Genomic DNA, 25,865 nt, shown 5'->3' with positions numbered 1-25,865 from the left:
ATTTTTAAAAGAGACACTTATGTTGGAAGTGAATCAAATTAATTTAAGTTTAATTGATCTTTATGAGCGCATAGAGTCGCTTAGGGGGTATCTTTGACTTCGAAAGTAAAAGAGAGCGATTGGAGGAAGTGATTCGTGAATTGGAATCATCTAATGTGTGGGATAATCCTGAGCAAGCTCAATCATTAGGACGTGAAAGAACCCAACTAGAAACCATAGTCCACTCATTAAGCCAATTAGGCCAGTCTATTTGTGATCAGAGAGAATTGTTTGAATTGGCTCGAGAAGAAGATGACGAGCAAACAATTAATGACATAAGTGAGGAATTAAAGTCAATTGAGCAACAAGTTGCTGCCTTGGAATTTAGGAGAATGTTTTCTGGTAAAATGGATCATTCCAATGCGTATCTTGATATTCAAGCCGGTTCAGGAGGTACAGAAGCACAAGATTGGGCTGAAATGTTATTGCGAATGTATTTGCGCTGGGGAGAACATCATGGGTTTATCACGGAATTGATTGAATGCTCTCCCGGAGAAGTTGCTGGGATTAAAAGTGCTACCATTCATTTTACTGGGGAATATGCGTTTGGTTGGCTGAGAACTGAAACTGGCGTGCATCGTTTGGTGAGGAAGTCCCCTTTTGATTCAGGTAACAGGCGACATACTTCGTTCGCGGCGGTCTTTGTTTCCCCTGAGATTGACGATGATATTGAAATTGAAATTAATCCAGCCGATTTGCGAATTGATACTTATAGAGCTTCTGGTGCTGGAGGACAGCATGTTAACCGTACTGATTCAGCCGTAAGGATTACTCATGCACCAAGTGGTATAGTCGTTCAATGTCAGAATGATCGAAGCCAGCATAAGAATAAAGATCAGGCAATGAAGCAATTGCGTGCGAAGCTTTATGAGTTGGAAGTACAAAAGAAAAATGCAGAACAGCAGGCATTGGAAGCCAGCAAATCGGATATTGGTTGGGGATCACAAATTCGCTCATACGTATTGGACCAATCTCGTGTAAAAGATTTGCGTACGGGTGTTGAAACCAGTAATACTCAGGCGGTATTGGATGGTTCATTAGATCAATTTATTGAAGCCAGTTTAAAGGCAGGAGTAGGGCAGCATGACTGAAGAGCATATAGATGAAAGTGAAGTTTACCATATTCGCAAGCAAAAATTGGCGGAACTGCGTACAGCTGGATTTAATTTTCCAAATCAGTTTCGTCGTGAACATGTAGCTGATGCATTAATAAAACAATACGATGAAATTGAGAAACAAGCATTAGAGCAACAACATGTTAAAGTGTCAGTTGCTGGACGGATTGTATTACGAAGAGTCATGGGAAAGGCCAGTTTCTTCCATATTCAGGATGTATCAGGGCGAATACAAGTTTATATTCGCTCGAATGATCTTCCAGAAGTTTATGAGCAGTTTAAACATTGGGATTTAGGGGATATTGTTGGTGTGCAAGGTGAGTTATTTAAAACGAACACGGATGAACTGACCATTAATGCGGAACATGTCGAGTTGCTAACCAAATCTTTAAGACCCCTCCCCGACAAGTTTCATGGCTTGGCTGATCAAGAATTAAAATATCGTAAACGTTATGTTGATTTGATTGCTAATGAAGACAGTCGAAAAACATTTTTGGTACGCTCTCATTTGATTAGGGCTTTTAGAGAGTTTATGGATGAAAATCACTTTTTAGAAGTTGAAACTCCTATGATGCATCCAATCCCTGGAGGCGCATTAGCTCGTCCATTTATAACCCATCATAATACCCTTGATATGACAATGTATTTGAGGATAGCCCCCGAATTGTATTTAAAGCGTCTGGTTGTCGGAGGGTTTGAACGAGTATATGAAATTAATAGAAATTTTCGCAACGAAGGGATTTCCACTCGCCATAATCCAGAATTTACAATGCTTGAGTTTTATCAGGCTTATGCTGATTACAATGATTTAATGAATTTCACCGAACAATTATTTCAATATCTGTGTGATAAAGTGCTAGGTTCTCGGCAAATAGAATATCAAGGTCAGATCATTGATTTTAATAAGCCTTTTGAACGTTTGAGTGTAAAAGAAGCCATATTGAAATATCATACCGACATTAATCCTCAGCAGTTGGAAACTATTGAAGGATGTAGAACACTTCTTAATGATTTGGATTTGCTTTATAAAACAACGGATGGTTTAGGTAAACTGCAAATTATTATTTTTGAAGAAACGGTTGAACACCAATTATTTCAACCCACATTTATTACTGAATATCCTACTGAAATTTCTCCTTTGGCCAGACGTTCTGATACGAATCCGGAAGTGACAGATCGTTTTGAATTTTTTATTGCCGGCCGTGAGATTGCGAATGGATTTTCTGAGTTGAACGACGCTGAGGATCAGGCTGAGCGTTTTCGTAAGCAAGTTGAAGAAAAAGAAGCTGGAGATTTAGAGGCAATGCATTTTGATAGTGATTATATTGAAGCATTGGAATACGGTTTACCTCCTACAGCGGGCGAAGGAATAGGGATAGATCGATTGGTGATGTTATTTACTAATTCTCAATCAATTAGAGATGTTATTTTATTCCCGCATTTGAGGCAGTAAATTTTCATACACATCCGCTCCCTTACGGTCGCGGCTCGGCATTACCATAGCGCAAAACTGAGCCGCGACCCGAAAGATCCACACTAAAATGTACAATTTTAGTAATGACTATGTCATACCCGTACATTCCATCATCCCTCTACATTCTGTCATCCCTGCGAAAGCAGGGATCCATCTTGCAATCTACATCCTAAGCTTTATTAGGGTATTCTATCCTGCCAACTTCGCAAAAAACTCTGCAACTATGGAAAAGCAATATTATGTTTATATTCTTGCCAGCAAAAAATATGGAACTTTATATGTTGCTTTACCAGCAAGTTGACCCAACGTATTTACGAGCATAGGGAAAATTTAGTAGATGGATTTACTAAAAAATATCATGTACATGAACTGGTTTATTTTGAAGTTACTCTAATGTTTATGAAATAATTACTAGAGAAAAGTGAATAAAAAGATGGAGAATACAATGGAAAATTAACTTAATTGGGTCAAACAATCCTCGGTGGATTAATTTGAGTTATGAACTATTTTGATGGATGGATCCCTGCCTTCGCAGATGACAGAATGTACTGGGATGACAGAGTCATTTAAAATTGTACAAATTCGTGGGGATTCATAGATCCGACCGTAATGGAGCGGATATAGTTAACACATAAAATAACCAGTTATGCTATACAATATATGAACTCTATTTTTAAACACAGTTTGTGAACGATTACCAAAAAATGTGTAACATAGCTCTATTGATTATGGGGCTGGAATTTTCCTGTTTCACTCATAGTACATTGTATATTCAATGATTTTTTATTTTTAGTGTAGGAAATGCTCAGCACTATCCCACACTAAAATATTAACTCGGAAATAAACTATCTGTGCCCGTGAAAATTACTTGGACTACTATGCACATGAACATTTGTGCCGCTGTGTCCATGAGTGTGACTGCTGCCATGCGTATGAACTGTACCCGAGTGAGTATGGTAGGTTCCGCCGTTGTATACCGGATGTGAGTGGAAAGTTGGGTTATAGCCACTTGTGTTATATACTCTGCCGCCCCATGGAGTAGTATAGACAGGTGTGGTTGTTCCTACGGTATAAGTTGTACGACCACCTCCGCAGCAAAGCAAGAATGGTAGACAGCAAAATGCTGCTACGGCTAATATTGCTCCACCTAAAAATAATGCTGGTGATAAGGCTGCTCCTGCTGCTGCGGCACCAAAACCAACTGTAGCTGATGCAGTTGCTTTGATGACTATAGCTGTTATTACCGCTGCTGTAGCCAATGCAGCAGCTGCTACAGCCATACATTTTAATAGAAAGCTGTAATTGTTATTGTCTTCTTTTTCGATTTTGGTTTTCATCACTTACCTCATGTTTATTTTCCGGTTAATAAACTGCATTTTAAGCTTGATGCGCTATATATTAGAGATATTGTTATTATTTTGTTTCCATAGGATCATTTCTACGCGTTTCGGATTTTACCTGATCATGGTGAAATGTCACCTTATTTTTTTCTCGGAACTTACGAAAAACTCCAATTTTTCATTAAAAAATTTTTTTAATTTGGTTATTTAGTTTGTCTACTTCTCACTTATTAAAAACCTTTTTTGCCTCGATCTTTAAGTTTTTCGTAAGTTCTGTTTCTAAGTAGATAAAATTTCCATGAGATGTTTCAGAGGTTCTATTCTATGTAGGAAAGCTCTGTCTTGAAATTAGCTGTGAGCCAAGATTGAGATAGCTCCCTGCTTGCGCAGGGATAGAAAATTTGTTCTTCTGTTGGTGAATGCAGCGAATCAGATTTTGATTAGCATTTTCTTATTCATCTTCCCAACTTAAAGTACCACCAGCTTGATACTCAATGACACGAGTTTCAAAAAAGTTTTTCTCCTTTTTGAGATCCAGCATTTCACTCATCCATGGAAATGGATTTTCAGCACCGGGGTATTGATCTGCCAATCCTATTTGATTTAAGCGGCGGTTAGCAATAAAGTGTAAATATTCTTCAAACATATCGGCATTCATCCCCAGAATACCATGAGGCATAGTATCTCTGGCGTATTGGTACTCCATCTCGACACCTTCTCTGATGAGTTTAATTATTTCATCCTTAAACTCAGGTGTCCATAAATGTGGGTTTTCTATTCTGATTTGATTAATGACGTCAATACCAAAATTCATATGCATGGATTCATCACGCAATATATATTGGAACTGTTCTGAAGTGCCTACCATTTTGTTACGACGTCCCATGGACAGGATTTGAGTAAATCCAACGTAGAAGAAAATACCTTCAAATACAACATAAAATGCAATTAAATCACGCAGTAGGCGTTGATCATTTTCTGGTGTGCCTGTATGGAAAGTTTCGTCACCCAAGCTTTGCGTAAATGGTAATGCCCATGCAGCTTTTCTGGATACAGAGGGTATTTCTCTGTACATATTAAATACTTCGGCTTCATCCAAGCCCAGACTTTCTATAATGTATTGATAAGCATGGGTATGCAATGCTTCTTCGAAAGCTTGTCGTAGTAAATATTGTCGACATTCAGGATTGGTAATATGTCTGTAAACAGCAAGAACCAGATTATTAGCAACCAGTGAATCTGCAGTTGAGAAGAATCCCAAGTTACGTTTAATGATTAATCGTTCATCTTCAGAAAGACCATAGGGATCCTTCCATAAAGCAACATCGGCACTCATACTGATTTCATTGGGCATCCAATGATTCGCACAGGCTGTCAAATACTTATCCCACGCCCATTTGTATTTAAAAGGCACCAATTGATTTAAGTCAGCGCGGCAATTAATGATTTGTTTGTCATCAACATGGATACGGGCTGCCCCCATTTCTAAAGATTCAAGTCCTGTCGCGCCCATAAGAGGAGTTACGACAATTTCTTGTGTATCATTGTAGTCCATAAATTTCTCCTTATTATTGGCAGGCCTCACAGTCTGGATCAGTGATAGAACAAGCTTTAGGTTCAGAATCAATTAATTTGACTGCGTTGAGCGCTCCATCGGTAACGGTTGATTTTTCAGCGTTACTTGCTCCTAAACTGCGTAAGTAATAAGTGGTTTTTAGTCCACGAGTCCAGGCGTGCATATAAAGCTGATCCAGCTTTTTACCAGAAGGTTGTGCCATATAGATGTTCAGAGATTGGGCTTGATCTATCCATTTTTGGCGACGTGATGCTGCTTCGACCAACCATATCGGATCGATTTCGAATGAGGTGGCATAACGTCTTTTCAAGTCATCCGGAATTCGACTAATAGGTTGCACACTGCCATTAAAATATTTTAGATCATTAACCATGACTTCATCCCAAAGATTTAGAGATTTTAATTCAGCTACTAAATAAGGGTTTACAACAGTGAACTCACCTGACAAATTAGATTTAACATAAAGGTTCTGATAAGTTGGCTCAATGGATTGTGATACACCGCAGATATTGGAAATTGTTGCGGTGGGTGCAATAGCCATTACGTTTGAATTGCGCATACCTTGCGTACGAACTTTAACTCTTAAAGGCTCCCAATCCAGTTTTTGAGAGCGGTCTTGTTCCAGATATTTGTTACGGGATTGTTGCAACAGATTAATTGAATCAATAGGCAATATGCCTTTGCTCCATAAAGAACCCTCGTAACTTGAGTAACTGCCTCGTTCCTTGGCCAGATCACAAGAGGCTTCAATGGCATAGTAACTGACCAGTTCCATAGAAGAATCAGCGAATTCAATAGCTTCTTTAGACGCATAATCCATTTTTAATTCGTATAATGCATCCTGGAAGCCCATGATACCTAAGCCAATGGGCCTGTGCTGCAAGTTGGAATGGCGTGCTTGCGGTACAGAGTAATAGTTAATGTCAATTACGTTATCCAACATACGAACAGCTGTCGTGATGGTGCGTTTGAGTTTCTCCTCATCCAGCTTGCCATTTTTAATATGTGCCGGAAGATTGATACTACCTAAATTACAAACAGCAATTTCTTCTTCAGAAGTGTTTAGAGTAATCTCTGTACAGAGGTTAGAACTATGTATTACTCCAACATGTTGCTGTGGTGATCGTAAATTACAGGGGTCTTTGAATGTTAACCATGGATGACCTGTTTCAAAAAGCATGGAAAGCATTTTACGCCATAGTTTTAGAGCAGAAACGGTTTTAATATTCCTGATAATTCCTTGGCGGGCTTTTTCTTCGTATTCAACATAAAGAGTTTCAAAAGCTTTACCGTATTGATCATGTAAATCTGGAACTTCATCAGGAGAAAACAAGGTCCAGTTTCCATCTTCACGAACTCGTTTCATAAACAAATCGGGTACCCACAAGGCGGTGTTCATATCGTGAGTTCGACGACGATCATCGCCTGTATTTTTTCTCAATTCCAGGAATTCTTCTACGTCTCTGTGCCAGCATTCAAGATAAGCACAAACGGCTCCTTTGCGTTTGCCACCCTGGTTTACTGCTACCGCAGTAGCATCAGCAACATTCAGGAAGGGAACAACACCTTGAGATTTACCATTGGTTCCTTTGATATGTGAGCCCATAGCACGTACTGGGGTCCAATCGTTGCCTAGCCCGCCGGCGTATTTGGAGAGTAATGCATTATCTTTTATAGCACTATATATGCCATCCAAATGATCGGGTACAGTAGTTAGATAGCAACTGGATAGTTGTGGTCTTACTGTCCCTGAATTAAATAAGGTAGGAGTGGAAGACATATAATCAAAAGAAGATAACAATTGATAAAATTCAATTGCTTTATCTTCTTTATGTTGTTCACGAATAGCAAGTCCCATAGCCACGCGCATGAAAAAGGCCTGTGGAAGTTCATAACGCACTCCACGTTCGTGAATAAAATAGCGGTCATATAAAGTTTGTAAACTTAAATAGGTAAATTTCATGTCACGGTCAGGAAGAAGTGCTTTGCTGAGCTTATCCAAGTCAAAATCAGTCATCTTGGGTTCGAGCATACCTTGGGCAATACCTTGCTCTATGTAAGATTTGAAGTAGACAGGATAGAGCTTGGCCATTTCATCAAATGTGGCTTCTGATTTGATATTTAATTTTGTAAGCGCTTCTGTCCGCATACTATCTAATAGCAAGCGTGCACTTACAAACGTGTAATTAGGCTCTTTTTCAACCAGCGCTCGTGCTGCCATAATTAAAGCTTTATGGACGTCTTCATACTTGGCCTGGTTATAGAGATTACGCAAGGCATCTTTAATAACGGGATCTGCTTTTACATTGTCTAAATTACGACAAGATTCTTTGACTATAGTATTTATTCTATCCATATCCAATGGTTGTATTTCTCCATTAGGCATGGTTATTAACAAATTTTTACTGTCTTTAGGCTTTTGTTTTAACTCGGATTCGCGTGCTTTTCGACGCTCTTCTCTGTATAAAACATAGGAGCGAGCTACTTTGTAATGACCACTACGCATCAGAGCAAGCTCGACCTGGTCCTGGATCTCTTCAATATGAATAGCACCGCCACTTGGTAAACGACGTTTGAATACCTGAGATATTTGTCTGGTTAACTCTTCGATTTGTTGATGAATCCGATCAGAAGTCGGAGCTGTGCCGCCCTCGTCAGCAATAAAGGCTTTGGTAATAGCAATTTTGATTTTGGTATCATCATATATGACTACTTTACCGTTTCGTTTTATTGTTTTAAGTATACCAGGGGCATTGGCAGTCAATTCCAGTTGACCAGTTAGCGGTATATCTTTTACCGGCTCAAGAATTTCGGACATTTTTCCTCCACGAAATATGTTTTTGTCAACAGTTCAGTGAACTCTATATACTGTCACCTTATATTATAATTATAGCAAAAACCCAATATATGGGGTAATTTATGGGATTTATTACAAGATAATGTGTTTTTTCTTGTTGGTCAATAGAATAATCTGGGATTATTTTGTGGATAAGTTGTGAGTGAAAAAGGTGACACTTTGATTTTACTTAAATATACGTTGATTTTAAGTGAAATAATTCCAACGGTGATGGAACAAAAAATTTTTATTATTTTTCTTCCCATCACGTTATGTTGTGTAGTCCTAAGACGCCAATCCAAATTTTGTCGATGGTTTTGTTCTATAATTTCTATAATCAGGGTACAGTAATTATCTTTGGTGGTGCTAATGGTAAATAGTATTATTTGAGGCATCTATCTCGGGCTTTCAAAACATCAAATCATACAAAATGAAGGAAAATATGAATAATTACAGTCAGGCTGCTTCCCAGCTGGGTATAGCCGTAAATTATCAATGTAAGAACGAGTCTGAAGTCACTTTAATTAAGAAAAAGGTTCAGGAAAGCTATACTAGATGGGCTCAAATGGTTTATGACAAAGCCTTTATGAATTGGGGATTATGGGATAAGCAAACATTTAACGAATATCGGAATTTGAATTTTAACTTTGGAAAAATATGTTCTATACAAGATATTTATTCCCAACTATTAATTTATTATTTAATCAGACCATTAGTCAAAGTAAATCTCTTTAATAAAAGATTATTGGACATTGGTTGTGGTAATGGCATTGGTTTAAAAGTAAGTTCTGAGTTGCTTAGAACTCAATACGCATTAGGTGTGGATTTGGTAGATAAGTTTATAAGTAACGCAAACAAAAATTTTTACAAAATGGATTCAGTCAATTATATACAATCGGATGCCGAGCAATTAGGTCTGGATAATGAGAGTTTTGATATTATAACGAATCTTGAAAGTTCACATCTTTATCCAAAGATTGAACATTTTTTTAAAGAAGTTGAGCGTGTTTTAGCCCCAGGTGGATTCTTTTGCTATTCAGATATCAATGTGAACAGCAAACAACAAGCCAAAATATTGGAAGAATTTGTTGCTACAAGAAAGAATTTACGAATAGTTTATAAACATAATATAACCAAGATGGTTCAAGGCTCTATTTATGATCGTATCATAACCCAAGAAAAGACTTTTTATAAAAGAGCTTATGCTTTTTTTAATTACGATAAGGATAAACTCTTGCAAGAACTCCCTGCTTTGGCTGGTGCTATGGGTTTATCCTTTTTGCCTTGGTGGAAGATTTGGTTTAAAAATTCTGAATTAAGTGCGATGGCTAAAAACGCCCGCAGAGATAAATATTGGGGGAAAAAATATTATTTTTATTATCTTATTCAAAAGAGTAATTGATGAAACTGAAAAAAATAAAACAAGTTCATTATAAATATGGTGATGAAGAAAGAATAAAGAGAATTCTAAATCATTCTAAAGAACCTATTTTAATAAAAATTGAAAATTTTACGGATCAATTTTCAATTGATTATTTTAAACAAATCTATAACTCTACAACCATCAAGGCGGCTTATGATGTATTTGAAAATTATCGATTTGTATCTCATCACATAGATAATTTTTCAACTATTCTTTCTAAGATTGAAGATAATAAACCCTATCGAGTTTTTGGTAAATTTCTTTCACCACATGACTCGGCTGCCATTGAACGACATGTACCACTTTGGCAATCGATTCCGTTGCGACCAAGATATTTTAATAAGAGTACTAAAGTTTCCTATTATTTTGGAGGCAAGGGTGGTGTCACCGATTTGCATTTTGATAGAGAGCATTGCTGTAATCTTCATTTATGCCTAAGTGGAAAAAAACAACTGCTATTATTTACTGAAGATCAAAGCGACAATCTTTATAAAATTCCTTATGTGGGTGATGCGTTGATTGACTTTAGTCAACCAATAGATGTATTAAAAAAGCAATATCCAAGGATTAAAAAGGTTATTGGTTACAAGGCCACATTAGAAAGAGGAGACATGTTATTTATGCCAAGAAACTGTTGGCATTATACACGATATCTGGGCGCTAGTGCTTCGGCCACTTATACCTTTTATCCGAGGAAATTTTGGCAGTTTTATGGATATTTCACAGGCTATTTTTTTGGTGGGTATAGAGCCCCTGGAGGGTTTGGTATTTCAGATTGGCCTAGTTTTAAACACTTTAGTCAAGCCTATGCGTTTGCAACAGGAAAAAAGAAGATTTCCTATAAAATCATTGAGTTTATCTCCTACATGGTTTTATTGCCTTTGATCAGTATATCATCCATCATTTCGTATAAAAGAAGAAAGAGAAGCTATTTTTGATTCTATTCCTCATGGTGCGCATTCTTTATTCAATTAAAACATTGTATTTACATTTTATAGTTTTTCAACGGATGTGGCACATGGAATGGTTTTTCGCATGCGCAGGAAAGACAACGTCTCTTTTAGGATTCATTGTATTTGTATCAATTCGAGGTTGCCCCCCTTTTAACTACAATGGCATCACTGACATTAGAAAAGCCATGAACATTTAATTGAAAATTATCAATTTTGGCATACAATTGACTGGAACTTCCCCCATCCAGATTAATTGCATCAGTACACGATAGTGGTGGAGAACTCATAAGTTGAGCTAATTGTCTGGTCGACATCGCAGAATTCGTTGTTACTAATATAATCACCTTGCCGTCGTCTGTGATTCCTAAAGCCGTTCTGTCAGCAACTCCCGCTTTAAGAGAGGGGATATTTCCCCTAATTAATAACCTGGGTCCACTTTGAATGGCAAAATCAATATCATTATCATAATGAAAGTTACGCACATTAGTAATGCGAGGTTTATTATCTTTAACATAAAAAATTCCCCACCAACTAATGCGCTTTAAAGGATTCTCTTGTTTCTTATTATTAATTCTAAGGCCTAATGGATTGAATTCATGGTCAAAAAATCCGCCGTTTATACTGAGTAAAGCTTTGCTGTATTCAGCAAATTGATCAGCCGATGCATTTTTTTGAGATAGAGTTTTGGCAGTTACTAGTGCCAGTTGATTTTTATTGAGATCAATGCGAAATACATGAATGTGGGACCATGGATTTAATATCCCTCCTTCAAGATCCTGGTATTCTATGCCTGGAGTAAGCTCTTGCCACTGATCAGCCGAATAAGAAGGGAAAGGAATAACAATGGCAAGTATTAAAATTAACAAACGCCATAAATTCAATCTGTTTGCAGGATAAACATTGGTTTGCGAAGACATGTTATTGTATCCTTATGTACATCATTCAACGCTACGGAATCTCTTATGCAAATTAAATCGCAAAATAACAATAGTGCAGCATATAAGTCAACAATAGATTTACATCGTGTGATAAAAGATGTATTGGAAATTGCCAAAAAAGAAGGTGCTACCGATGCTGCTGTGGCAGTAAATTATGATCGGGGTTTTTCAGTTGATGTGCGGATGGGTGAAGTGGAAACAGTCGCATTTAGCGAAGATAAGGGAGTAGGTTTAACAGTATATATAGGGCAACGTAAAGGGGGCGCAAGCAGTACAGATACATCTCCAGCAGCATTGGAGTCCTTAGTAAAGGCTGCTTGTGATATAGCGAAAGTTAGTGCTGAAGATCCTTGTTTTGGATTGGCTGATAAAGAATTGATGACGAGAAATCATCCTGAGTTGCATTTGTATCATCCTTGGGACATTACTCCGCAACAAGCGATAGAGCTTGCTTTGAAGTGCGAGTCGCACGCTTTGTCTTTAGATAAACGCATTACTAATTCGGATGGTGTAAACGTTTCATCGTATGAGTCGCATCATGGCTATGCCAATACTAATGGAGGCGAGGGATTTATACATAGTACCAGACATAGTATTAGTTGCTCTGTCATTGCTAAAGAGGGTGATGAAATGCAACGGGACTATGATTATACGACTAGTAGAAATGCCAAAGAGTTGGTGGCTGCGGAGTTGATAGCTGGAAAGGCGGTTGAAAGGGCATTGAGTCGTTTAGGCTCAAAACAAATTAAAACACAAATGACACCAGTTATTTTCTCTTCAAGAGTTTCCAGTGGATTACTAGGAAGTTTTGTCAGTGCCATTAGTGGTTCGAATTTATATAGAAAGAATTCTTTTTTGCTTGACTCCATTGGACAACAATTGTTCCCGGAATTTGTTCGTATATATGAACAACCGCATTTAAAAGGCGCTTTAGGGAGCACTCCTTTTGATGGTGAAGGAGTTCCTACACGACCAAATGTATTAGTTGAAAAGGGTCGTCTGTTACAATATGTTCTCGGTAGTTATTCTGCACGGAAAATGGGTTTAAAAACAACAGCGAATAGTGATGGAGTGCATAATTTGACTATAGATCCAACTTGTGGGGATCTTCCCGAACTTTTGAAAATAATGCAGAAGGGCTTATTAGTCACAGAACTAATGGGTCAGGGTGTGAATGGTATTACGGGAGATTACTCTCGTGGAGCAAGCGGGTACTGGGTTGAAGATGGAGTTATACAATATCCCGTTGATGAGATTACTATTGCGGGAAATCTTAAAGAAATGTATCAGATGATATTGGCAGTAGGGAGTGATATTAATCCTAATATTTCCATGCGTTGTGGGTCTATTTTAATAGAAAAAATGATGGTTGCCGGGGAATAAATACAAATTATTTCTTGATTACTTGAACTCATTCATTTTTAGATTAGAAATTTCACCTAATCCAGGCCACAAGAATAAATGGAGCATAGCATTTATATGATGTTCTGAAATCCAACAAGCATAGCCGGGCTGTTTACAGCCAGGCTTCTTATTTTAAAAAGAACTTACTGAGTAATAAAGATAGGGTTAGGTATAAAAATAAATAAAATGAACTTAGCCTTTATCACGGAATATGATACGACCTTTCGATAAATCATAAGGGGTTAATTCTACCTTAACTTTATCTCCGGTCAGGATTCTGATGTAATTTTTTCGCATGCGACCTGAAATGTGAGCAGTAACAATATGTCCATTTTCCAATTCAACACGAAACATCGTGTTAGGTAATGTGTCTATGACGGTTCCTGCCATTTCAATGTGATCTTCTTTTGCCATATGTCTCTCAAATGATGTATCAAGTTTTATAAAAGTGAAATAGTGCACTAAATTGTGAAAAATGGCAATCTAGTCATTCAATTACTATTTGTTTTGAAGAATAAATAGTAATTTATTACGTATTAAACATTGTCATACCAAGCTGTATCCAGCATCTAACCAGCCCTGTAACCCAGTGTTCAGTGAAGACACATTGCGATATCCCATTTTTTGTAAGTTGTCAGCAACTAACGCACAGCGATAGCCTCCGCTGCAATAGACTATAATATTTGTTTGATTATCTGGAATAATTTTTTCGATATCTCTCTCAATAATCCCTTTGCTTAAATGTATTGCGTTTGGGATGCAACCTGTTTCCCATTCATGAGTTTCTCGAACATCTATAATGGTCATCTGCTCATTATTATCTATTTTATTTTTTAAAGTTTCGGGACTAATTTCATGGATACGTGCTTTGGTTTCTGTTACCAATTTTAAAAAACCTTGAGAATGTTGCTTCATATGAGCTCCTGTGAATGTAGGGGTTGTTTACATTTCTAATAGTCTGGCGCACTCGCCTCAGCGAAATGTAAACCGCCATAATAGTTCAAATTTATAAGTCAGTTAATTCGCCAAATTTCCTTCTTATCTGGATATTTTAATGTTTCTTGTAGCATATGGAGGAACTCTTTTCGACTGATTACTTTTGCACCCAGACTCATCAAATGAGTGGTAGGCAGCTGGCAATCAATAAAATCAAAATTCCATGCTTCCATGATTTTACATAAAAAATGTAGGGCAATTTTAGAAGTATCTGTAATTGTGTGGAACATGGACTCACCAAAAAAGGCATGCCCTAAACTGATTCCATATAGTCCTCCCACAAGCTCGGTATCATTCCATACTTCAAAGGAATGAGCATAACCCATATTGTGTAATTTGGTGTATGTTTCTATCATTTCATTAGTGATCCAGGTTTGATTAGTTCTGCCAGAAGAAGTAGCGCAGCATGAAATGACTTGATGAAAGACCGTGTCAATAGTTAGTTTAAAGGGTTTTTTTAGGGCTTTTTTCATACTTTTTGATATTTTGAATTCCTTGGGAATTAATATCAGACGTGGATTAGGCGACCACCAGAGAACAGGGGTACCAGGTTCATACCAAGGAAAAATCCCTTGGGAATATGCTTGTAGGACTCGTTGAGGGGTTAAGTCCCCCCCTATGCTTAATAGACCCTGCTTGTCACTGGTTTCAGGGTCAGGGAAGATATAGTTGTTATCGTAAGCCAATTTTATATTGAATCCAGATATTTTTCAGCATCGAGAGCCGCCATACATCCAAATCCAGCTGATGTAATGGCTTGTCGATAAACATGATCAGCAACATCGCCGCAAGCAAATACTCCTGGAACCGAAGTACTGGTTGCCATTCCATCAAGCCCTGATTTGATCAGAATATACCCATCTCGCATTGCCAGTTGATCCTGGAATATCCCCGTGTTGGGGGTGTGGCCAATGGCGATAAATATACCATCTACTGTTAACTCTTCTAATCCATCTGTTTTAAGATTGCGTATTAAAGCGCCAGTGACTTTTTTCCCGTCACCCAATACTTCATCAAGAGATGAGTTCCATATTAATTTTATGTTACCGGAATGTGCTTTTTCAAATAACTTATCCTGGAGCATTTTTTCTGCGCGTAAACTGTCTCGTCTATGAATCAGAGTAACTGAAGATGCTAAATTTGATAAGTAAAGAGCTTCCTCGACCGCAGTATTACCTCCGCCGATAACGCAAACAGTTTTATTGCGATAAAAAAATCCATCGCAAGTAGCGCATGCTGAAACACCTTTTCCTTGATAAGATGCTTCCGACGGCAAGCCTAAGTATCGAGCGGATGCGCCTGTAGCAATAATTAATGCATCACAGGTATAGGAAGTACTGTCACCATGGAGTGTAAAGGGTGCTTGCGTTAAATCCGCTTTGACAATATGATCAAACAGGATTTGAGTATCAAAGCGTTCAGCGTGCTTTTGCATGCGCTCCATAAGGGCGGGGCCTTGCAATCCTTCAATATCGCCAGGCCAGTTATCTACATCGGTGGTGGTTGTTAATTGTCCACCAGGTTCCATTCCCGTGATTAAGACGGGATTCAGATTGGCTCTTGCGGCATAGACTGCGGCGGTGTAACCTGCTGGACCTGAACCAAGTATAATTAAGCGGTGATGATTGCTTGTGCTCATTGTCTCTGCCTTCCTTATTTTTTGTGTTAAGATGGCAAATATTATGACAAAAACAAAAACATTAAAATACCTATGGCAAAACAACATTCGGGAAAACAGGCTGGAGTCCCCAAAAAATCCATGCCGAACTTTATAATAAAACGACTATGTGAAGGTGGTTTTATATTGATTTTAACGGGAGCGCTTTTTGTTCTCTTGTCTTTGTTTACCTATACAGTAAATGATCCAGGCTGGTCGCATTCCTCTCGCTCCGGAGTCGCTATCTCAAATTCAGGCGGACAAGTTGGTGCCTATATTGCTGATGCGCTTTATTTTGCATTTGGGTATTTTGCCTTTCTATTACCAATAGCTTTTGTTTATATCGCTTGGGCAATATTGAAGGATTTTCGTTCTTTTAAAGAACTGGATAAATCAGTATTAGTGTTACGAGTTGTAGGCTTCATACTTATGGTATCTGGAGGTTGTGGTTTATTAAGTATAAATCATACTTTTGCCGCAGTGGATACCATCCATAGTGCAGGAGGCATTATTGGGCAAACAGTTGGAGATGGTTGGCATCAAATGCTCAATCTGGAAGGAGCGACCTTGCTTTTGTTAGCAATGTTTCTAGTTGGTACTACCTGGTTAACAGGATTATCCTGGATAAGGGCAATAGAACTAATTGGATATTATACATTAAATATTTTCGCTTTCGTCGATAAAGCCATAAGAAAAGCAGTGCAATTTGGTTCCGCAGGTGTTGAGAGTTATAAATTAAGAAACCCATTGAACAAACCAGATCAAGCACTTCAGCCAGATAATGAAAAAAAGAAAGCAGTACCCAAGTTATTCCAGCCTAAAAAAGATAAGGAGCATGAAAAAACAACTCCTATTTTAATTACAAGTGAAGAGAAACCTGAAACTATTAAGTCCATAAAAGAGTTTAAGGAAATTCGGCCCCCAAAAACGACGACCCCAGGAGTACTCCCAAGCTTGACATTATTAGATAAAGGTCAACCAGGTAAGCCTATGGGAGGTTATACTCACGAGGAATTAGAAAATCTTTCGAGAGATGTAGAGCAGCACTTGCTGGATTTTGGTATTCAGGCGGACGTTGTTGCTGTTCATCCTGGTCCTGTTGTAACTCGATTTGAATTGCAACTGGCTGCTGGAATCAAGGTTAGTAAGTTAACTGCTTTGGCAAAAGACTTGGCGCGCTCATTATCGGTTATTTCCGTTCGTGTTGTGGAAGTAATTCCTGGTAAAACGGTAGTTGGTATCGAATTACCTAATCATTCACGTCAAGTGGTCAGGTTGTCTGATGTATTGTCTGCTGAGGTATATCAACAAGCTCATTCTACTTTGTCTTTGGCTCTGGGAGTGGATATTGGTGGTCATCCTATGGTCGTCGATTTGGCAAAGATGCCTCACTTGTTGGTAGCAGGAACAACGGGTTCGGGTAAATCAGTAGGTATTAATGCCATGATTCTAAGCATTCTATTTAAGGCTACCCCTGAACAAGTTCGTTTAATAATGGTAGATCCTAAAATGTTGGAATTATCGGTTTATGATGGGATTCCACATTTATTAACACCTGTTGTTACTGACATGAAGGAAGCAGCAAGTGCCCTTCGTTGGTGCGTTGAAGAAATGGAACGACGCTATAAATTAATGGCTGCTTTGGGTGTTAGAAATTTGGCTGGGTATAATGCAAAAATTACCGAAGGAGCAGCCAGTGGCCAACCATTGGTGAATCCTTTATGGAAACCAACCGATTCTATGGAGGAAACTGCGCCAGAATTGCAAGCATTGCCTTATGTGGTCGTGGTTATTGACGAGCTTGCGGATATGATGATGGTTGTCGGCAAGAAAGTAGAGCAGCTGATTGCACGAATTGCACAAAAAGCCAGAGCGGCAGGAATTCATATGATTCTTGCGACACAAAGACCCTCTGTAGATGTACTAACCGGTTTAATTAAATCAAATATACCCACTCGAATATCATTTCAGGTGTCTTCAAAAATTGACTCTCGTACCATACTGGACCAGCAAGGAGCTGAACAATTACTAGGGCATGGTGATATGTTGTATTTGGCTCCTGGTAGCGGTGCCCCTTTGCGTGTACACGGCGCTTTTGTTGACGATAAGGAAGTTCATCGTATTGCTGATGATTGGCGATCAAGGGGAGAGCCCGATTATATTGATGATATTCTTAAAATGGGAAATGAAAATGGTGAAGGTGGGTTTGATGATGAAGGCGGGCAATCTGTAGAAGAAGACGATCCACTTTATGATCAGGCGGTAGAGTTTGTGATTCAAACTCGAAAGGCCAGTATTTCTGCTGTGCAAAGAAGATTAAAAATTGGCTATAATCGTGCTGCAAGAATGATAGAAGAAATGGAAAGGACAGGAATAGTCGGTCCATTGGATGGTGGCTATCGAGATGTATTAGTAACATCAGTGACTGAGGACTGAATATGAATAAATTTTTTTTCTTTGTATTGCTCATTTTTTCAAGTGTAGTATTTAGTCAAACTTCTGCTGAAGTCTTGCAAAGTAAATTAAATGCCATACAAACTATGACTGCAAATTTCAATCAAATTGTAAAAGCTAAGAATCGTGAGGTATCACGTTCTTCAGGATCCATGGCATTACAACGCCCAGGACGATTTCGTTGGCAGACAAAAGATCCAATGGAGCAATTAATTGTAGCCGATGGTAAAAAGATGTGGATTTATGATGTAGATCTTGAGCAAGTTACCGTCAAAAATCAGGAAAAAGGATTAGGTGGTACAGCCGCCTTATTTTTGAGTGGTTATGATGAAACACTCACCCATGATTTTGATGTGAGTGAAAAACAAAAAGGGAAATTAACTACTTTTGATTTAAGATCCAAATCGGCAAAAGAAAATTTTCAAAGAATTAAACTAATATTTACTCAGAATATTTTGATCGGCATAGAGTTATTTGATCAGTTAGGTCAAATTACTACAGTTAAGTTAGTGCAGATTAAGTCAAATCCCAAGTTGCCTACCAAATTGTTCCAGTTTAAACCTCCTAAAGGGGTGGATGTAGTAAGGCAATGATTTTATTATAGTATCTATATTATGAGTTTATTTAATAAAGATCCACAAGCTCCTTTGGCAGAATTGTTAAGACCTCAGCATATTGATGAAGTAATAGGCCAAAGTCATTTGCTGGGAGAGGGTAAACCTCTAAGACTTTGTTTTATGGGCTCTAAATTGCATTCTATGATCCTCTGGGGGCCTCCAGGGGTTGGTAAAACGACCATAGCAAAATTGACTGCGAAGGCTTTTGATTGTGAATGGATAGCTCTGTCAGCGGTATTCTCGGGAGTTAAAGATATACGTGCTGCTATCGAGAAGGCACAGGAGCATTTGATTCATGATAAACAGACAATTTTGTTCATAGATGAAATTCACAGGTTTAATAAAGCACAGCAAGATGCTTTATTACCATATACTGAATCAGGATTGGTCACCTTTATTGGAGCAACTACTGAAAATCCATCTTTTGAAGTGAATTCTGCATTATTATCGCGTGCTCAAGTCTATGTTTTAACGCCCTTATCAGAACAAGAGTTAAAATTGTTATTTTTAAGAGCCCATCAAAAGGCGTTATCTGATCTAGAGTTTACAACTGATGCTACTGATTATTTAATTTCTTGCGCGGATGGAGATGCCAGAAGATTGCTCAATTTGCTTGAGCAAATTGGAGCCGCCTGCCTAACTCTTAAAACGACCTGTGCTAACAAAGAACTTATACATAATGCGGTAGTACAGAACGGTAGACGTTTTGATAAGAGTGGGGAAGCTTTCTACGATCAGATTTCTGCCTTGCATAAATCAGTGCGTGGTTCGAACCCAGATGCTGCACTTTATTGGCTATGTCGAATGTTAGATGGAGGTGTGGATCCACATTATTTAGCCAGGCGTATTATTCGAATGTCATGGGAAGATATTGGTTTGGCTGATCCAAAAGCAATGCAAATTGCTAATGAGGCAGCTGCAACTTATGAGAGACTTGGTTCACCAGAGGGTGAACTCGCTTTGGCACAGGCTGTCATTTATCTAGCCGTTGCTGCTAAGAGCAATGCTGGTTACCTAGCCTTCAATCAAGCTATGGAGTTTGTAAAAAAGGATAAGTCCCGAGAGGTACCAATTCACTTACGGAATGCTCCTACTCAGTTAATGAAAAAACTGGGATATGGACATGAATATCGTTATGCACATGATGAACCCAATGGTTATGCTGCTGGTGAGCACTATTTACCTGAAGGAGTACCAGAGGTGAATTGGTATATTCCAGTACAAAGGGGTTTAGAGACTAAAATCGCTGAAAAACTTGCTTTTCTTAGGCAATTAGATGAAAAGGCTAAGAGTTAAAAACAAAAAATCAAGAAACGTAATAATTGTAAAATTTTACACGTGTGATATAAATGTAATCCGCTAATTTTTAAAGGGATTTTTCTTAACATGAAATATTTAGTATTAATAAACACTCTTTGTTTGTATTTTGGTTTGTCGTCAGTGGGGTTTGCTGGGGGAATGGGGCCAGTTGAAAAAACTGAAAATTGGTATTTGGTAGGTGGGGCAGGATATTCTGATCCCAGAGAAGTGAATATTACTACTGATCCTGGAGTTTGGGCTTTTTCAATCTCAGGGTATAACAGTGACATGGACTCATCAGCTGTTTTATTTTTTGGAGTGGGTCGCTATATTACGGATGCATTTCGTATTGATGCCCGTATAGAACATAGGGGTGAATATCATTATTCCAAATTTCAAGTATCCACTACTCCTGGAGTAGGGGGAGTCGGAGATTTGAATCGTACTCGACTTTTTGACTTGGACAGTAACAGTGTGATGATTAATGGTTGGCTTGATTTGGGGAATTTATCTTCCAAGTTATTATGGCAAGCTGGTGGCACTGTAATTCAACCATTTATTAGTGGTGGTGCCGGTGTTAATTATTTAAATGTTAAAAATTTCAGAACATTAGCACGTTCTGCCAATGTTCCTGCAAATGCTCTAAACGAAGTGTTCTCAGCAAATCAACTTACTACTGATAATGAGTTTGCCTGGCAAGTGGGTGCAGGTCTATCAGCTCAATTAACACCAAGGACCACACTTGCAATTGGTTATGATTATTTTGATGGAGGTAAGATTCCCTTCCCGAATTATATCTTCACTAATCCAGTGGGCGGACGAATTGGTGTTACTGCCACTCCATGGAATGGCTCCTTTCAGGCCAATGAGGTGTATGCTGAATTACGTGTCTTAGTGTAAATACTGGTGTAATCGAATAACATCAAATAATAAGGTTATAACTGGACATACTATTTTGGTCAGATCCCGGGTTTCGCGTTCGTCGTACCCGGGCGATTGCAAGGTTCTTATTAAGTGTCAGAATTATGACTTTATAAGTTTGTTTTAATATTCAAATTGACATTTGAAGTAAATAATATCTTGTGTACAAATATGATTTTATGAGATTTTAATCTGGTATCGTACGTTGTTACTAATCACACAGAACTTTATCAATCAATTATTTGATTTTAAACATTTTTTAATTTTGGCTCAATCTTTGCTAATGACTTATTATTATAATTAAAATAAAATACAAAATGCATTATTCAAATTATCAAACCTGTGCAATAAAACCTCAAATTGAATTGTCTGAATGGGATATTTTATCCAGCTTACCAACGGCTTTAGTAATCTTAAATGCTCAAGGAAAAGTCGTTTGGCTGAACCCTTTAGCGGAAGCAATGCTTGGTTATGGATTGATTGGTTCATTATGGTTAGATGTGATTCAAAGAGCGTTTGTTCCTCGAGCAGATGATGGGCATGAGGTTTCTTTAGCTGATGGTAGACGTGTTCACGTCGCAATTTCTTCTTTAGAGAGTCTTCCTGGAATATTAATTACTCTATCCGATATTACTGCAAGCAGAGACTATGAAGAAGCGAAAGAGAATGAAAGACGATTAGTTTCTATTGGAACTATGACTGCTCAATTAGCTCATCAGATTAGAACACCTTTGTCTTCTGCAATTTTGTATACAGAACATCTAAATAACTTGCCAGATTTAGATTATCGCATTAAAAACTGGATTCGCAGATTACAGGAATGTCACGCTAGTATAGAACAGCAAATTCAGGATTTATTATTGTTTGCAAGAGGGACATCAATAGAACCCAAATACGTGGATATGGAGTTTTGGTGTTCTCAATTAACACAAAGAGCCCAACCTTACATCGAGTCTTATACCGCAGTATTAAATGTAAATAATCATCTCATAACCCGTGAATCATCAATACACGGAGAGTCTTTAATTGGAGCAATATTAAACCTGGTAATTAATGCACTGCAGTCTGAAGCAACCAAAATTGATTTAACTCTTGCATCTATGGATGATTCAGGTATACAAATATCAGTAGAGGATAATGGAAAGGGAATGTCCGAGGAAATAAGGGCACAAGCATTTTCGCCATTCTATACAACTAAAGCACAAGGTACAGGTCTAGGATTAGCAGTAGTTTTTGCTGTAGTAAAAGCACATGGTGGTCGAGTGACTCTTGAATCGACTGAAGGGATAGGTACACAGGTAACTATTTATTTACCTTGCCTAAACAGAAACGTAGGATAACTTTATAAAGCAAAGGATTTTCTATGAGCCATGTTTTAATTGTTGAAGATGATTCAGTATTAAGAGAAGCGCTAGCCGAGACAATGACTATTTCAGGCCATACTTATATTACCGCTAAAGATGGTAAAGAGGCTTTAGTGCTTCTTGAATTACATAACCCAAGTGTTGTTCTCACTGATATTCGAATGGACAAACTAGATGGAAATCAGTTATTAAATGAAATACAAAAAAAGAGGCCTGGTTTACCGGTTATTTTAATGACTGCTTATGGTTCTGTGGAAGATGCGGTTATCGCAATGCGACATGGTGCTGTAGATTATTTACAAAAACCATTTAGTGCCCAGGTTTTAATTGAAAAGGTAAACCAATACATAAAGAATGATCTCGGTGATGATGCTAATGATCCAATTGCACAGGATCCAAAAAGCCAGGCTTTACTTACAATGGCATTAAAAGTAGCTCAATCTGACGTTGGGGTTATGATTAGTGGAGAAAGTGGGACAGGAAAGGAGGTGTTAGCTCATTTCATCCATGACCATTCTTATCGAAGTAAGCAGCCTTTTATTGCAATCAATTGTGCAGCAATTCCTGAGCAAATGTTGGAGGCCACACTTTTTGGTTATGAAAAGGGTTCTTTTACCGGGGCATATAAATCTACCCCTGGTAAATTCGAGCAAGCACAAGGCGGTACCTTACTTTTGGATGAAGTCAGTGAAATGTCTTTAAGTTTGCAGGCAAAATTACTTAGAGTCTTACAAGAAAAGGAAGTAGAGCGGATTGGTTCGAACAAAATGATAAGCCTTGATGTGCGAATTATTGCTACAACAAACAGACAGTTAAAAGAAGAAGTTCAAGCTGGACGATTTAGAGAAGATCTCTATTATCGATTGAATGTTTTTCCTTTGCAGTGGCATCCATTAAGAGAAAGGACAAGTGATATTATTCCATTGGCGAATTACTTAATTCGTAAGCATTGTCAACATAAACAACCAGTAGTTCCAGTAATTGGCCCCACTGCTCAAAAGCTAATGTTATCTTACTCTTGGCCAGGTAATGCCCGAGAGCTTGATAACGTTATCCAAAGGGCATTGGTGTTACAAACCCAAGGTATCATTGAAGAAGAACATTTACAGATAGCTGCCTCATCAACTACGACTTCAGACATGCTGACACCTGCTGGTAGTAAAAATTTACAGATGCATGAATACGAATTAATAGAGAAAACGTTGTTGGAAAATGAGGGAAACAGGCAAAAAGTTGCTGCATTATTAGGAGTAAGTGAAAGAACTTTACGCTACAAACTCGCGAAAATGCGTGAAGAGGGATACGTTGTTTAAGAGAGGCTAAAAAAATGAGCGATATTAATACAGTGAATTTAATCAATCAAATGAGGTCATTAGCTGCTCAGGCCGAGTGTACAAGGGTAGATTCAGGTTCCAGTCACATATCTTTCAGCTCGGTTTTGCAGCAGGCATTAAATCAAGTCAATGAATTATCACAAACAGCAGATGGTTTAAAGACCCGTTTTGAGATGGGTGATCCTAATGTTTCTTTGGGAGAGGTGATGATAGCAAGTCAAAAATCCAACTTAGGATTTGAAGCAAGTTTAAGGGTTAGAAACAAATTGGTTCAAGCATACCAAGATATTATGAACATGCCAGTATAGCAGGATGTTTTTTGCGCAATGAATTTTTGTGTATGGGTATTTTTATAATCATCTACATACATTTACGGGGATCTTGAAAGCTATAATCCGCTTTCGAGTATTTGTTATAAAATACTCACCATAAAAATTCTAAAGTGCAGCGTGGTGCGTTCTACGATAAAGGATAAAATTACAGGAGTAAATTATGGCATTGGCCGATAATGCTTCAATAGCTGCTACAAAATTTGCAAGCTTATCTATACCACGCCAAATCGGGGTGTTGTTTGGATTGGCAGCAAGTATAGCAATAGGTGTGGCAGTGGTTCTATGGTCTCGTGATCCAAGTTATGTACCATTATATAGCCAATTAAATATACGGGACTCGTCGGATGTTTTAGCTGTTCTGGAGCGTAGTGGAATTGAATTCAAAATTGATAAAAATAATGGCACACTGATGGTACCAGCAGACGAGTTGCACAGTGCTCGTTTGAAATTAGCCGCTCAAGGACTCCCTCGGGATGCTGATACAGGTCATGACCTTTTAAGTAGTGGAGGTGTTTTTAATACCAGTCAATTTATGGAAAACGCTCGCTATAAACAGGCACTTGAAGCCGAGTTGGCTCGTACGATTAGTAAATTTAACAATATCAAATCCGCCAGAGTTCATTTAGCTATACCTAGAGAATCAGCATTTGTTAGAGATTCGCAAGAACCTAGCGCATCAGTATTTATTGATGTGTATTCAGGGTTTGAAATAAAAAAACATACCATTGCAGCCATTATTAATTTAGTGGCTTCCAGCATTCCGAATTTAAGTGCCGGGAGAGTTACGGTAGTTGATCAAGACGGGCAGTTGTTAAACGAAGGCAGTGGATATAATTTATTTTCCGATACCGAGCGCTTCCTTGATTATAAACAAACATTAGAGCACGAATATTCTCAGAAAATTCAGGATATTTTAACACCAATATTAGGTTATGGTCGGGTTAGGGCAAAAGTATCTGCGGATATTGATTTTACAAGTTATGAGCAAACTCAGGAATTGTTCAATCCAGAACTATCTGCTTTGAGAAGTGAACAGACTATGCAGGAGAGTCGTAATGCATCAAGTGAAGCAAGTGGAGTTCCTGGCTCATTATCAAATACTCCTCAGCCTAATAGTTCGCTTGGACCAAAAAATAATACTCAACCAAAAACAACTCCAAACAATTTACCACCACAAACGTCATCTGATCAAATGCAAGCTAAAGATGTTCGCATGCAAACCACCAAAAATTTCGAATTGGATAAAACGATAAGCCATACTAAAAATCAACCCGGTACGATAAAACGTTTGTCTGTTGCTGTATTGGTAGATAATAGACCAGTCATGAATGGAAAAACCAAGAAACTGGAAAAGAAACCTCTTAGCAAAAAGGAAATCGAGCAAATAAAATTATTGGTCTCTGATGCCATAGGATTGAATATTAAGCGGGGAGATAGTTTGAATGTGATTAATAGTGGCTTTGTAAAGCCTGATCCTATAGAAGCAATTCCAGAAGATCGCTTTTGGCAAAAAGATAGTTTTTGGTCTGTAATTAAGCAAACTGGAGGAGCTTTATTTATACTGGTAATAATTTTGGGAGTATTAAGACCAATGTTGAAAACGCTGGCAAATAATAAAGACGCTGAGCAAGTTTCCAATGATCAAATTTCCGGAGAGCTTACACTGGATGGAAAAATATCCTTTAAGGATGTTCATGATTATGAAACACAGCTAAGTTTGTTACGTCAGGTCGTTGATAAGGAACCTAAACGTGTTGCACAAGTCGTAAAATCATGGGTTGATCGGGGATAAT

Annotated in this window: 22 protein-coding genes; 14 read left to right on the top strand and 8 right to left on the bottom strand. The window is 38.1% G+C overall.

Annotation, left to right across the window (positions count from 1 at the left end):
* The first annotated feature begins 19 nt into the window (after window positions 1–19).
* From prfB to ACZ5EK_RS09300, 3 genes are all read left to right on the top strand, one after another.
* Window positions 20–1,130 (top strand): peptide chain release factor 2 gene (prfB, locus tag ACZ5EK_RS09310; protein WP_464429241.1). Its coding sequence is split into 2 segments (ribosomal slippage): window positions 20–94 and window positions 96–1,130, totalling 1,110 coding nucleotides; the frame shifts between segments, so codons are not numbered across the junction.
* Window positions 1,123–2,607: a lysine--tRNA ligase gene (gene lysS, locus ACZ5EK_RS09305; protein ID WP_464429240.1), complete on the top strand. Its 1,485-nt coding sequence runs from the start codon at window positions 1,123–1,125 to the stop codon at window positions 2,605–2,607. Before prfB ends, lysS begins: the two co-directional genes overlap by 8 nt.
* Window positions 2,608–2,695: 88 nt before the next feature.
* Window positions 2,696–2,929, top strand: a complete 234-nt coding sequence (locus ACZ5EK_RS09300; RefSeq protein WP_464429239.1) for a hypothetical protein — start codon at window positions 2,696–2,698, stop codon at window positions 2,927–2,929.
* A gap of 544 nt (window positions 2,930–3,473) precedes the next feature.
* Here ACZ5EK_RS09300 and ACZ5EK_RS09295 read toward each other — a convergent pair.
* The 3 genes from ACZ5EK_RS09295 to ACZ5EK_RS09285 all read right to left on the bottom strand — a co-directional run bounded on the left by ACZ5EK_RS09295 (window position 3,474) and on the right by ACZ5EK_RS09285 (window position 8,362).
* Complete coding sequence (locus ACZ5EK_RS09295) at window positions 3,474–3,965, bottom strand: lpg1776 family Dot/Icm T4SS effector (RefSeq protein ID WP_464429238.1); 492 nt, start codon at window positions 3,963–3,965, stop codon at window positions 3,474–3,476.
* Between the two features lie 454 nt (window positions 3,966–4,419).
* Window positions 4,420–5,523, bottom strand: a complete 1,104-nt coding sequence (locus tag ACZ5EK_RS09290) for a ribonucleotide-diphosphate reductase subunit beta (protein ID WP_464429237.1) — start codon at window positions 5,521–5,523, stop codon at window positions 4,420–4,422.
* 13 nt (window positions 5,524–5,536) lie between these two features.
* A complete protein-coding gene (locus tag ACZ5EK_RS09285) occupies window positions 5,537–8,362 on the bottom strand; it encodes a ribonucleoside-diphosphate reductase subunit alpha (protein WP_464429236.1) in 2,826 nt (941 codons plus the stop codon).
* Window positions 8,363–8,822: 460 nt separating this feature from the next.
* Here ACZ5EK_RS09285 and ACZ5EK_RS09280 point away from each other — a divergent pair, with 460 nt between their 5' ends.
* Together ACZ5EK_RS09280 and ACZ5EK_RS09275 are read left to right on the top strand one after the other, a co-directional pair.
* Window positions 8,823–9,782, top strand: coding sequence for a class I SAM-dependent methyltransferase (locus tag ACZ5EK_RS09280; RefSeq protein ID WP_464429235.1), 960 nt, complete (start codon window positions 8,823–8,825; stop codon window positions 9,780–9,782).
* On the top strand, window positions 9,782–10,741 hold the full coding sequence (locus ACZ5EK_RS09275; protein ID WP_464429234.1) for a cupin-like domain-containing protein: 960 nt from the start codon (window positions 9,782–9,784) through the stop codon (window positions 10,739–10,741). The genes ACZ5EK_RS09280 and ACZ5EK_RS09275 overlap by 1 nt, the downstream gene beginning before the upstream one ends.
* Before the next feature lie 143 nt (window positions 10,742–10,884).
* Here ACZ5EK_RS09275 and ACZ5EK_RS09270 read toward each other — a convergent pair whose 3' ends face one another.
* The gene (locus ACZ5EK_RS09270; protein WP_464429233.1) at window positions 10,885–11,673 is read right to left on the bottom strand and encodes a phosphodiester glycosidase family protein; all 789 of its coding nucleotides are present in this window, start codon (window positions 11,671–11,673) and stop codon (window positions 10,885–10,887) included.
* A 45-nt stretch (window positions 11,674–11,718) separates the two neighbouring features.
* Here ACZ5EK_RS09270 and pmbA point away from each other — a divergent pair, with 45 nt between their 5' ends.
* Window positions 11,719–13,077, top strand: coding sequence for a metalloprotease PmbA (pmbA, locus tag ACZ5EK_RS09265; protein ID WP_464429232.1), 1,359 nt, complete (start codon window positions 11,719–11,721; stop codon window positions 13,075–13,077).
* Between the two features lie 213 nt (window positions 13,078–13,290).
* Here pmbA and infA read toward each other — a convergent pair whose 3' ends face one another.
* The 4 genes from infA to trxB form a co-directional block, all read right to left on the bottom strand.
* Complete coding sequence (infA, locus tag ACZ5EK_RS09260) at window positions 13,291–13,512, bottom strand: translation initiation factor IF-1 (protein ID WP_010947496.1); 222 nt, start codon at window positions 13,510–13,512, stop codon at window positions 13,291–13,293.
* Between the two features lie 132 nt (window positions 13,513–13,644).
* Window positions 13,645–14,013: a rhodanese-like domain-containing protein gene (locus tag ACZ5EK_RS09255; protein ID WP_464429231.1), complete on the bottom strand. Its 369-nt coding sequence runs from the start codon at window positions 14,011–14,013 to the stop codon at window positions 13,645–13,647.
* Between the two features lie 98 nt (window positions 14,014–14,111).
* Entirely contained in the window at window positions 14,112–14,780 is a 669-nt protein-coding gene (gene aat, locus ACZ5EK_RS09250; RefSeq protein ID WP_464429230.1) for a leucyl/phenylalanyl-tRNA--protein transferase, read from the bottom strand.
* 2 nt (window positions 14,781–14,782) lie between these two features.
* Window positions 14,783–15,733 carry a thioredoxin-disulfide reductase gene (trxB, locus tag ACZ5EK_RS09245; RefSeq protein ID WP_464429229.1) on the bottom strand — a complete coding sequence of 317 codons (951 nt, stop codon included), beginning with the start codon at window positions 15,731–15,733 and terminating at the stop codon, window positions 14,783–14,785.
* 72 nt (window positions 15,734–15,805) lie between these two features.
* Between trxB and ACZ5EK_RS09240 the strand changes: the two genes are divergently transcribed.
* From ACZ5EK_RS09240 to fliF, 8 genes are all read left to right on the top strand, one after another.
* The gene (locus ACZ5EK_RS09240; protein ID WP_464429228.1) at window positions 15,806–18,187 is read left to right on the top strand and encodes a DNA translocase FtsK; all 2,382 of its coding nucleotides are present in this window, start codon (window positions 15,806–15,808) and stop codon (window positions 18,185–18,187) included.
* Window positions 18,188–18,189: 2 nt separating this feature from the next.
* Complete coding sequence (lolA, locus tag ACZ5EK_RS09235) at window positions 18,190–18,798, top strand: outer membrane lipoprotein periplasmic chaperone LolA (RefSeq protein ID WP_464429227.1); 609 nt, start codon at window positions 18,190–18,192, stop codon at window positions 18,796–18,798.
* 21 nt (window positions 18,799–18,819) lie between these two features.
* Window positions 18,820–20,118, top strand: coding sequence for a replication-associated recombination protein A (locus ACZ5EK_RS09230; protein WP_464429226.1), 1,299 nt, complete (start codon window positions 18,820–18,822; stop codon window positions 20,116–20,118).
* A 90-nt stretch (window positions 20,119–20,208) separates the two neighbouring features.
* Window positions 20,209–21,021 (top strand): outer membrane protein, encoded by an 813-nt coding sequence (locus tag ACZ5EK_RS09225; RefSeq protein ID WP_464429225.1) that lies wholly within the window; start codon window positions 20,209–20,211, stop codon window positions 21,019–21,021.
* A 338-nt stretch (window positions 21,022–21,359) separates the two neighbouring features.
* Window positions 21,360–22,382: a sensor histidine kinase gene (locus tag ACZ5EK_RS09220; RefSeq protein ID WP_464429224.1), complete on the top strand. Its 1,023-nt coding sequence runs from the start codon at window positions 21,360–21,362 to the stop codon at window positions 22,380–22,382.
* Between the two features lie 23 nt (window positions 22,383–22,405).
* The gene (locus tag ACZ5EK_RS09215) at window positions 22,406–23,719 is read left to right on the top strand and encodes a sigma-54-dependent transcriptional regulator (protein ID WP_464429223.1); all 1,314 of its coding nucleotides are present in this window, start codon (window positions 22,406–22,408) and stop codon (window positions 23,717–23,719) included.
* 14 nt (window positions 23,720–23,733) lie between these two features.
* Window positions 23,734–24,048: a flagellar hook-basal body complex protein FliE gene (fliE, locus tag ACZ5EK_RS09210; RefSeq protein ID WP_464429222.1), complete on the top strand. Its 315-nt coding sequence runs from the start codon at window positions 23,734–23,736 to the stop codon at window positions 24,046–24,048.
* Window positions 24,049–24,232: 184 nt separating this feature from the next.
* Window positions 24,233–25,864 carry a flagellar basal-body MS-ring/collar protein FliF gene (fliF, locus tag ACZ5EK_RS09205; RefSeq protein WP_464429221.1) on the top strand — a complete coding sequence of 544 codons (1,632 nt, stop codon included), beginning with the start codon at window positions 24,233–24,235 and terminating at the stop codon, window positions 25,862–25,864.
* Window position 25,865 lies beyond the last annotated feature (1 nt).

The organism is Legionella sp. JM-2024, assembly GCF_055389095.1.
Note: the sequence above shows the minus strand (reverse complement) of the source record. Positions and strands in the feature narration are given on the sequence as shown.